The sequence below is a fragment of the Melaminivora alkalimesophila genome (assembly GCF_000282995.1).
In the GTDB taxonomy this organism is placed as follows: Bacteria; Pseudomonadota; Gammaproteobacteria; order Burkholderiales; family Burkholderiaceae_C; genus Melaminivora; species Melaminivora alkalimesophila.
On sequence record NZ_ALEE01000432.1, the window covers coordinates 1 to 8,776 of the forward strand.

Below are 8,776 nucleotides of genomic sequence, written 5' to 3' on the forward strand. Positions count from 1 at the left end.
GGCGACTCGCCGGTGCCAGTCGCGGCGCTGGCGGACTGGCTGGCACACCCTGCGGCCGACACGGCCTTGCCAGCGCCGCCCGCCCCCCACGACCTCGCGGCGCTGGTCTATACCAGCGGCACCACGGGCAAGCCCAAGGGCGTGATGCTGACCCACCACAACGTGGTCTCGGACGTCGCTGCCGTGCTGGCGCGCATCACGCCGACCCCGCAAGATGTGTTCCTGTCCTTTCTGCCGCTGTCCCACACCTTCGAGCGCACGGCCGGCTACTACCTGGCCATCGCCGCGGGCAGCTGCGTGGCCTACGCGCGCTCGGTGGCGCAGCTGGCCGAGGACATGCGGACCGTGCGCCCCACGGTGCTGGTGTCGGTGCCGCGCATCTACGAGCGGGTACACGCCCGTGTGCTGGAGGCTCTCTCGGCCTCGGCGCTGAAGATGCGCCTGTTCGAGGCGGCGCAGGCCGCAGGCTGGCGGCGCTTCCGTGCGGCCCAGGCCTTGCCGCCCCCTGCCGCCGAGGATGGTGCAAGGGCCGGCTGGGCGCGGCTGTTGCCATGGCCGCTGCTGCGGCTATTGGTGGCACGGCCCTTGCTCGCGCAGTTCGGCGGCCGCGTGCGCGTGGCGGTAAGCGGCGGAGCCCCGCTGTCGCCCACCATCGCGCGCTGCTTCCTGGGCCTGGGCCTGCCGCTGGTGCAGGGCTACGGCATGACGGAGACCGCGCCGGTGGTGAGCGCCAACACCGTGGAGGACAACGATCCGGCCACCGTCGGCCGGGCGCTCCCGGGCGTGGAGGTTCGGATTGGCGACAACCGCGAACTGCAGGTGCGCGGCCCGATCGTGATGCGGGGCTACTGGAAGCGGCCGGAAGACACGGCGCGGGTCCTCTCGCCCGACGGCTGGTTGTCCACCGGGGATCAGGCCGAGATCGTGGAGGGCCGCATCCGCATCCTCGGGCGCATCAAGGAAATCATCGTCACTTCCACCGGTGAGAAAGTCCCGCCGGGCGACCTGGAACTGGCGATCGCCGCAGATCCCCTCTTTGCCCAGGTGTTTGCCGTGGGGGAGAATCGGCCTTTCATCGCCACGGTCGCGGTGGTGGGCGGCGAGGAATGGACGCAGCTCGCCCAGGGCCTGGGGCTGGACCCCAAGGACCCTGCGGCCTTGCGCGACCCGCGCGTGCAGCGCGCCGCCCTCGCCCGGATCGAGCGCCAGACCGCCAGCTTCCCGCGCTATGCCGTCCCGCGCGCCGTGCACCTGGTGCGCGAGCCCTGGACCGTCGAAAACGGCCTCATGACCCCGACCCTCAAGCTCAAGCGCAACAACCTGATGGCGCGCTACGCCACCGAGATCGAGGCCCTCTACGAGCGCCGCTGAAGACGCCGCCTGGACGCCACCACCGTGCAACCCCGCCCGCCTGCCCCGCTCGCCGCCAATCGCTGGCGCATGTCGGTGGCGCCGATGCTCGACTGGACCGATCGGCACTGCCGCTACCTGCACCGCCTGCTCACGCGGCACGCACTGCTCTACACCGAGATGGTGACCACCGGCGCATTGCTGCATGGCGACGTGCAGCGCCACCTGCGCTTCGACGCGGCCGAACATCCCGTCGCCCTGCAGCTGGGCGGCAGCGAGCCCGCCGATCTTGCGCGGTGCGCGCGGCTGGCTCAGGAATGGGGCTACGACGAGGTCAACCTCAACTGTGGCTGCCCGAGCGAGCGCGTGCAGCGCGGCGCCTTCGGGGCCTGCCTGATGGCAGAACCCCGGCTGGTCGCCGACTGCGTGCGCGCGATGGTCGAAGCCGTGCAGCTGCCCGTCACCGTCAAGCACCGCATCGGCATCGATCGGGTGGAAGACTACGGCTTCGTGCGCGATTTCGTCGGCACGGTGGCCGAGGGGGGCTGCCGGGTGTTCATCGTGCATGCTCGCAACGCCTGGCTCAAGGGGCTGTCTCCCAAGGAAAACCGCGAGGTCCCGCCCCTGCGCTACGAGATGGTCGCCCGGCTCAAGCGCGACTTTCCCGAACTCGTGATTGCCATCAACGGCGGCATCGCCAGCGATGAGGCGGTGCGCGGGCAGCTCGCGGTGGTCGATGGCGTCATGGTCGGGCGCGAGGCCTACCACAACCCCTGGTGGCTCGCCAGCTGGGACCGCCAATTCCTCGGCCAGCCGGGCCCCGGCCTGTCGCGCGAGGAGGTGGAGGACGCCATGGTGGCGTACATGGAGCGTGAGGCCGCACAGCATGGAACCCCCTGGCAGGCGGTGGCGCGGCACATGCTGGGCCTGCGCGCCGGGCTGCCGGGCGCGCGCCGCTGGCGCCAGGTCTGGAGCGACCACCGCCTCAAACCACTGCCGGCGCGCGAGGTGATGGCGCTCGCGCGCGCACGGCCCTGAGGCCTGGCGCTATCCTTGTGCCACCGTCCACCCTCCTTCCAGCATGCCTGCTGCCACGCGCCTGACTTCCGAGGAAATCGCCTTCCACGCCTTCTATGCGCGCGAGCGCACGGCGCTGGAGCTCGCCTGCGCGCTGCATGTGGCGCGCCTGCAGGCGCTCCTGGCCCAGGTGCCGGGCCTGGAGATCGCCAAGGTCGAGGGCCGCGTCAAGGACCGCGATGAATGCCTGCGCAAGTTCGCGCGCAAGTACCGGGCGGCGCTGGAGGAAGATGGCGGCGGCTACGAGATCCGCCGCTGCATCACCGACCTGATCGGGGTGCGCGTGGTGTGTCTCTACGAGGACGAGCTGGGGCGGATCGCGCAGCTCGTGCGCCAACAGTTCGAGGTCATCGACGTGACGGACAAGGTGGGCGCCGTGCAGGGCACCGAGTCGGCCTTCGGTTACATGGGGCTGCACCTGGACCTGCGCCTGAAGGCGGAGCTGGCGGATGCAGCGCCCCACACGGCGCACCTGTGCGAGCCCTTCGAGCTGCAGGTGCGCACCATCATCCAGGACGCCTGGAGCGTGCTGGACCACCGCATCAAGTACAAGAAATCGATCCCGGCGGCCCTCAAGCGCCGCATCAACGTGCTGTCGGCCCTGTTCGAGCTGGCGGACCGGGAGTTCCGGCAGATCCGCGACGCCACCGAAGCGGAGCTGCAGCGCCCGGGAGACGACCCGGCCGAACTGGAGGGAACGCATGGGTCCGGGCAGGAAGGCAGCGCGGCCCCGCGCGGCAGCAAGGTGCTCGATGCGTTCAGCTTCCTGCGCATCGCGCGCCATTTCTTTCCTGACCAAGAGTTCGACGCCCATCGCGTGGACCTGTTCGTGGACGACATTCTCGGCTGGGACCCGGCCATCACGCGCGAACGCTTCAACGCCACCCTGCGCCAGGGTCTGGCGACGGTCAAGCGCTACAAGCAGGCCTACGAAGCGGCCGAGCCGGGGCGCAGTTTCAACCCCTTTACCGTCATCCGGCACTGCCTCTACCTGGGCGACCCCGAGACCTTCCAGCCCGCATTGCGCAACACCGCACGGGCCGCATTTCAGACATGGCTGCAGGCAGAAGCCTCCTGAGGCGCCGAGCCCGTCTCTGACAGACGCCCCCCGGCAGCAGAACGCATCCTGAGGGCACCGCAGCCCGGCCTAGCGGCCAGGTGTCGCCAGGGAGACGCTGCCTAAGTGGTATCACGCCCTGCAGGCAACGTCAGTAACTGATATATATCAGGTCGCAACAATCACTTACGCCATGCTCTACACCCTCTATGAAACGCAGCGCAGCCTGATGGAGCCCTTCGCCGACCTGGCCCAGGCGACGGCGAAGTTCTACAGCAACCCGCTGAACCCCTTCGGCCACACGCAGACGGCCCACCGGATCTCCGCCGCCTACGACCTGATGCACCGCCTGGGCAAGGACTATGAAAAGCCCGAGTTCGGTATCCGCACGGTGCAGGTCGACGGTGTGGAGGTGGCCATCCACGAGCGCGTGGAGCTCGACAAGCCCTTCTGCGAGCTGCGCCGCTTCAAGCGCTTCTCGGACGACCCCGACACGCTCACGAAGCTCAAGGACCAGCCGGTGGTGCTGGTCGTGGCGCCGCTGTCGGGCCACTACGCGACGCTGCTGCGCGACACGGTGCGCACCATGCTCAGCGGCCACAAGGTCTACATCACGGACTGGAAGAACGCGCGCATGGTGCCGCTCGCCGAAGGCGACTTTCACCTGGACGACTACGTGAACTACGTGCAGGAGTTCATCCGGCACCTGCAGGGCAAGTACGGCAACTGCCACGTCATGAGTGTTTGCCAGCCCACGGTGCCGGTGCTCGCCGCCATCTCCCTGATGGCCAGCCGGGGGGAGACCACGCCGCTATCCATGACCATGATGGGAGGGCCGATCGACGCGCGCCGCTCGCCCACCGCGGTCAACGACCTGGCCACGCAGCGCAGCTACGAGTGGTTCGAGAACAACGTCATCTACCCCGTGCCGGCCAAGTTCCCGGGCGCGGGCCGGATGGTGTACCCCGGCTTCCTGCAACACACCGGCTTCATCGCCATGAACCCCGACCGGCATGCGACCAGCCACTACGATTACTTTCGCAATCTGGTCAAGGGCGACGACGCCAGCGCCGAGGCACACCGCAAGTTCTACGACGAGTACAACGCCGTGCTCGACATGGACGCGCACTACTACCTGGAAACCATCCGCACCGTGTTCCAGGAATTTGCCCTGGTGAAAGGGACCTGGGACGTGCGCAACCCGCAGGGCGTGCCCGAGCGTGTGCGCCCGCAAGACATCACGCACACCGCCCTGCTCACGGTCGAGGGCGAGCTGGACGACATCTCGGGCTGCGGCCAGACCCAGGCGGCGCATGGCCTGTGCAGCGGCATCCCCGAACAGGCACGCCACCACCTGGAGGTCCAGGGCGCAGGCCACTACGGCATCTTCAGCGGCCGGCGCTGGCGCGAGCTCGTCTATCCCAAAGTGCGCGCCTTCATCCTCGACGCGGATGCCAGCAAGCCCCGCCCCGCGGTCGCCGCCCTGCCGCTGGCCGAAAAGCGCGCCGCCTGAGGGCCGCGCCATGGCCCTGCTTGCCCTGTCCGGCCTGGCGGCGCGCATCGACGCGGCGCTCCCCCAGACGCAGTGCACCCGCTGCGGCTACCCGGACTGCGCGCATTACGCCGAGGCCATCGCCCGCAGAGAAGCGGCGATCAACCGCTGCCCGCCCGGCGGCGCCGAAGGGGTCGCACGCCTGGCGGCCCTGACCGGCCAGCCGGTGCTGCCGCTCGATGCGGCCTGCGGCAGCGAGGGGCCGCGGGCCGTGGCCGTGATCGACGAGGACTGGTGTATCGGTTGCACCCTGTGCATCAAGGCGTGCCCGACGGATGCGATCCTCGGCCTGAACAAGCGCATGCACACCGTGATCGCGGACCACTGTACGGGATGCGAGCTGTGCGTGCCTGCCTGTCCCGTGGATTGCATCCACATGCACGCTGCCAGCGGAGAGGCCACCGGCTGGAATGCGTGGTCGGCGCAGCAGGCGCGCGCCGCGCAAGAGCGCTACCAAGCGCGCCAGCTGCGGCTCGAGCGCGCGCAGGCGCCGGTGGACGCCCCCGCTCCCGCCGAGCAGGACAGGCGCGCCGCCCTGGCCGCCGTGCTGGCGCGGGCGCGGGCGCGCCAGACGGGAACGCCGCCCGCCTGAGCTCCGCCTCCGTCAGGCCGGCACCGCCAGGCGCTTGTACACCCCGCAGCCCAGGTACCAATCGCCCACCCGCTGCACGAACGACATCTTGGTCTGCACCGCCCCGGTGGCAGGATGGGTGATGTCGTACTCCACCCAGCCCGGCCCCTGGTCGGCCTGGGCGACGATGGCACGCACCAGCGCGTCGCCGGCGATGCCCGGGATGTCCTGCACCCGAGAGCCCACCTTGTCGGGGTTGCCCCCGAAGGCGCGGTAGGTGCCTGCCGCGTCGAGCGCAAACACGTACATGTCGCGGTCGTGGAACGGCCCGGCCGGGTCCGTCAGCCGCTGCAGGAACTCTGCCTCCTGGCCCGGCCGGTAAAGCGCGGCCGCCCGCTCCACCAGCGCCGCGGCCTCGTCGGCCGTGCCCTGCTGCAGCCGGAACTGCAGCACCGAGCGCGCCAAGGTGGTGGCCCGCCCCTCCAGGGCGCGCGCCTGCTGCAGGCTGTCTGCCACCATGTGGGCGTTGCGCTGCGTGATCTGGTCGAGTTGCTGCACGGCGCAGCTGATCTCGCGCAACCCGGTGCTCTGCTCGACCACCGAGTGCGAGATCTCGTCCACATGGGCTGCCACGCCCTGCATGCCCGCGGTCATTGCCTGCATCGCCTGCCCCGCCCCGCGGATCAGGCCGGCGCTGTCCTCGACCTGCTGGACGGAGGCCTGGATCAGCGAGCGGATCTCGCGCGCCGCCGCCGCGGAGCGCCCTGCCAGCGTGCGGACTTCGCCCGCCACCACCGCGAAGCCACGCCCCTGCTCACCCGCGCGCGCCGCCTCCACCGCAGCGTTCAGCGCCAGGATGTTGGTCTGGAAGGCGATGCCGTCGATCACCGCGATGATCTCGCCCATGCGCCGCGCGCCTTCCTGGATGCGCTCGACGGATGCGATCGCCTGCTCCATCCCCTGCACGCCGGCCCGCACCGCCTCGCGGACCCGGGCCGCCTCCTCGGCGGCCACGCCCGCCGCCTGGGCGTTCTGGGACATGGCGGATGAGAGTTGCTCGACGCTGGCTGCCGTCTGCTCCAGGCTGGCCGCCTGCTGTTCGGTCCGCTCCGACAGCGCGCCGCCGTCGCGTGCCAGGCACTGTCCGGCATGGGCCACCAGCGCTGCGTTGCTGCGCACGTCGGCCACCGTGGCGGACAGCGCCAGCACCATACCGTCGAGCGCGCGGCCGAGGGCAGCGAGCTCGTCGCCCCCCTGCAGGGCGGCGCGTGCGCACAGGTCGCCCCCGGAGGCGCGCTGCACCGCCTCTTGCAGCCGGCGCAGGCCGGGCGCAATGCTCTGCTCGAGCGCCACGCCCAAGTAGACCAGCAACAAGGCCAGACCCAGGCAGGCGCCCCAGGCGGCGGCAGGTGCGCCCGCCTGCAGCAGCAACAACAACGGCAGCGACAGCGCGGCCAGCGCCGTCAGGAGGGCCAGCCTCGCCGACAGCCCCATGCGCCGCATGAGCCACAGGCCCGGACGGAGAAAAAATCGCATACCCATTGCCAGCAATGCCTCCCACCGTGTCAGCGCGACGACCCATGCCCCGCCCGGGCCGTGTCGGGTATTTGAATGATACCCATGTAACAAAAGAATATTTTCTTACCCCTCCGTCCCTGCCGACTGACGCGCCAAGGCGACACAGGGGCGCGCGGGCCGCGCACCTGGGCGCTGCGGCCCAGGCCCCTCCCTACAATGCCTGCCTGGAAAGACGACACCGGGCGCTCTCTGGAGCCCGCGCAGGCCCAGCCGACGCGCCCGAACCACGGACACGGTCCGCACACGAGGGAAGCAAGCATGGGCACGATGGAAAAAATCCTCCGGCTGATGGCCGAGAAGAAGGCGTCGGACGTCTATCTTTCGGCCAACGCACCCGCGCTCATCAAGATCAACGGCGAGTGCGTGCCGATCAACAACCAGATCCTGCCGCCGGACGCGCCCCTCAACCTGCTCGCGGAAGTGGTGCCGCCCGAGCGCATCGAGGAGCTGCAGGAGACCGGCGAGCTCAACATGGGCGTGCCGCTGAGCGGCGTGGGCCGCTTTCGCGTGAGCGGGATGCGCCAGCGCGGCACCTACTCGATCGTGATCCGCTACATCTCCCACGACGTCCCCCAGCTCTCCAGCCTGCGCCTGCCGCCGGTGCTGGGCGAGCTGATCATGCAAAAGCGCGGCCTGGTCCTGGTGGTCGGCGCCACAGGCTCCGGCAAGAGCACGACCCTCGCGGCCATGATCGAGGAGCGCAATCAGACGCTGACGGGCCACATCCTGACCGTCGAAGACCCGATCGAGTACCAGTTCAGGAACAAGCGCTCGATCATCAACCAGCGCGAGATCGGCAGCGACACGCAATCGCTGCAGACCGCGCTGAAGAACGCCCTGCGCCAGGCACCCGACGTGATCCTGATCGGCGAGATCCGCGATCGCGAGACCATGTCGGCGGCGATCGCCTATGCCCAGTCCGGCCACCTGTGCCTGGCGACGCTGCACGGCAACAACAGCTACCACGCCCTCAACCGGATCCTGTCCTTCTACCCGGTGGAAGTGCGCTCCACGATGCTCGGCGACCTGTCCTCGGCGCTGCGGGCGATCATCTCGCAGCGCCTGGTGCGCGCCAAGGACGGCTCGCGGGTGCCGGCCGCCGAGGTGATGCTCAACACCAAGCTGGTGGCCGAGCTGATCGAGCAAGGCGATTTCTCGGGGGTGCGCGACGCCATGGAGAAATCCATGGCCGAAGGCTCCCAGACCTTCGAGGAGTCGCTGGCGGAGCTGATCCTGGATGGCACCATCGAGCGCAACGAGGCCCTTGCCTACGCCGATTCCCCCACCAACCTGATGTGGCGGCTGCAGAACGACTTCGCGGCTGCCCGGCGCACGGCGCAGGAACAGGCCCAGCAGCGTGCCCAGCCCCAGGACGACGACGCGCCCTCCTTCACCGAGATCGTGCTGGATGTCCGCCCCGGTTGAGCCGCTGCCCCTGCCGCCGCCTTCCTCGGGCCTTGCGGGCAACACCATCGGCGAGCTGGTCGCCTGCGGCGAGGCGCGGCTTACCGCGGCCGGCGTCCGCTTTGGCCACGGAACCACCAACGCGCGCGACGAGGCCATCTGGCTCGTGCTGTGGCAGCTCGGCCTG

Annotated in this window: 7 protein-coding genes and 1 pseudogene; 7 read left to right on the forward strand and 1 reads right to left on the reverse strand. The window is 69.8% G+C overall.

Features of this window, described 5'->3' with window-relative positions; all coding sequences use genetic code 11:
• From A612_RS08490 to A612_RS08510, 5 genes are all read left to right on the forward strand, one after another.
• The coding region (locus A612_RS08490; RefSeq protein ID WP_019374075.1) for an AMP-dependent synthetase/ligase at positions 1–1,371 on the forward strand (1,371 nt) is incomplete at its 5' end.
• Positions 1,372–1,395: 24 nt separating this feature from the next.
• Positions 1,396–2,388 carry a tRNA dihydrouridine(20/20a) synthase DusA gene (gene dusA, locus A612_RS08495; protein ID WP_277422521.1) on the forward strand — a complete coding sequence of 331 codons (993 nt, stop codon included), beginning with the start codon at positions 1,396–1,398 and terminating at the stop codon, positions 2,386–2,388.
• A gap of 43 nt (positions 2,389–2,431) precedes the next feature.
• The gene (locus tag A612_RS08500; RefSeq protein ID WP_019374077.1) at positions 2,432–3,505 is read left to right on the forward strand and encodes a GTP pyrophosphokinase; all 1,074 of its coding nucleotides are present in this window, start codon (positions 2,432–2,434) and stop codon (positions 3,503–3,505) included.
• A 172-nt stretch (positions 3,506–3,677) separates the two neighbouring features.
• Positions 3,678–4,997 carry a polyhydroxyalkanoate depolymerase gene (locus A612_RS08505; RefSeq protein ID WP_019374078.1) on the forward strand — a complete coding sequence of 440 codons (1,320 nt, stop codon included), beginning with the start codon at positions 3,678–3,680 and terminating at the stop codon, positions 4,995–4,997.
• 10 nt (positions 4,998–5,007) lie between these two features.
• Positions 5,008–5,628: an RnfABCDGE type electron transport complex subunit B gene (locus tag A612_RS08510; RefSeq protein WP_019374079.1), complete on the forward strand. Its 621-nt coding sequence runs from the start codon at positions 5,008–5,010 to the stop codon at positions 5,626–5,628.
• A 12-nt stretch (positions 5,629–5,640) separates the two neighbouring features.
• On the opposite strand, the gene A612_RS08515 is transcribed toward A612_RS08510, so the two are convergent.
• On the reverse strand, positions 5,641–7,143 hold the full coding sequence (locus tag A612_RS08515; RefSeq protein ID WP_019374080.1) for a methyl-accepting chemotaxis protein: 1,503 nt from the start codon (positions 7,141–7,143) through the stop codon (positions 5,641–5,643).
• A 300-nt stretch (positions 7,144–7,443) separates the two neighbouring features.
• On the opposite strand from A612_RS08515, the gene A612_RS08520 reads away from it, so the two are divergent.
• Both A612_RS08520 and A612_RS08525 read left to right on the forward strand, forming a co-directional pair.
• Positions 7,444–8,610 carry a PilT/PilU family type 4a pilus ATPase gene (locus A612_RS08520; protein WP_019374081.1) on the forward strand — a complete coding sequence of 389 codons (1,167 nt, stop codon included), beginning with the start codon at positions 7,444–7,446 and terminating at the stop codon, positions 8,608–8,610.
• A pseudogene (locus tag A612_RS08525) lies at positions 8,594–8,776 on the forward strand (50S ribosomal protein L3 N(5)-glutamine methyltransferase); the annotation flags it as partial. The gene A612_RS08520 and the pseudogene A612_RS08525, both read left to right, overlap by 17 nt.

Coding starts and splice junctions, on each gene's coding strand:
- A612_RS08510 (WP_019374079.1), top strand. CDS start 5,008: ATGGCCCTGCTTGCCCTGTCCGGCCTGGCGGCGCGCATCGACGCGGCG.
- A612_RS08500 (WP_019374077.1), top strand. CDS start 2,432: ATGCCTGCTGCCACGCGCCTGACTTCCGAGGAAATCGCCTTCCACGCC.
- A612_RS08505 (WP_019374078.1), top strand. CDS start 3,678: ATGCTCTACACCCTCTATGAAACGCAGCGCAGCCTGATGGAGCCCTTC.
- A612_RS08515 (WP_019374080.1), bottom strand. CDS start 7,143: ATGCGATTTTTTCTCCGTCCGGGCCTGTGGCTCATGCGGCGCATGGGG.
- A612_RS08520 (WP_019374081.1), top strand. CDS start 7,444: ATGGGCACGATGGAAAAAATCCTCCGGCTGATGGCCGAGAAGAAGGCG.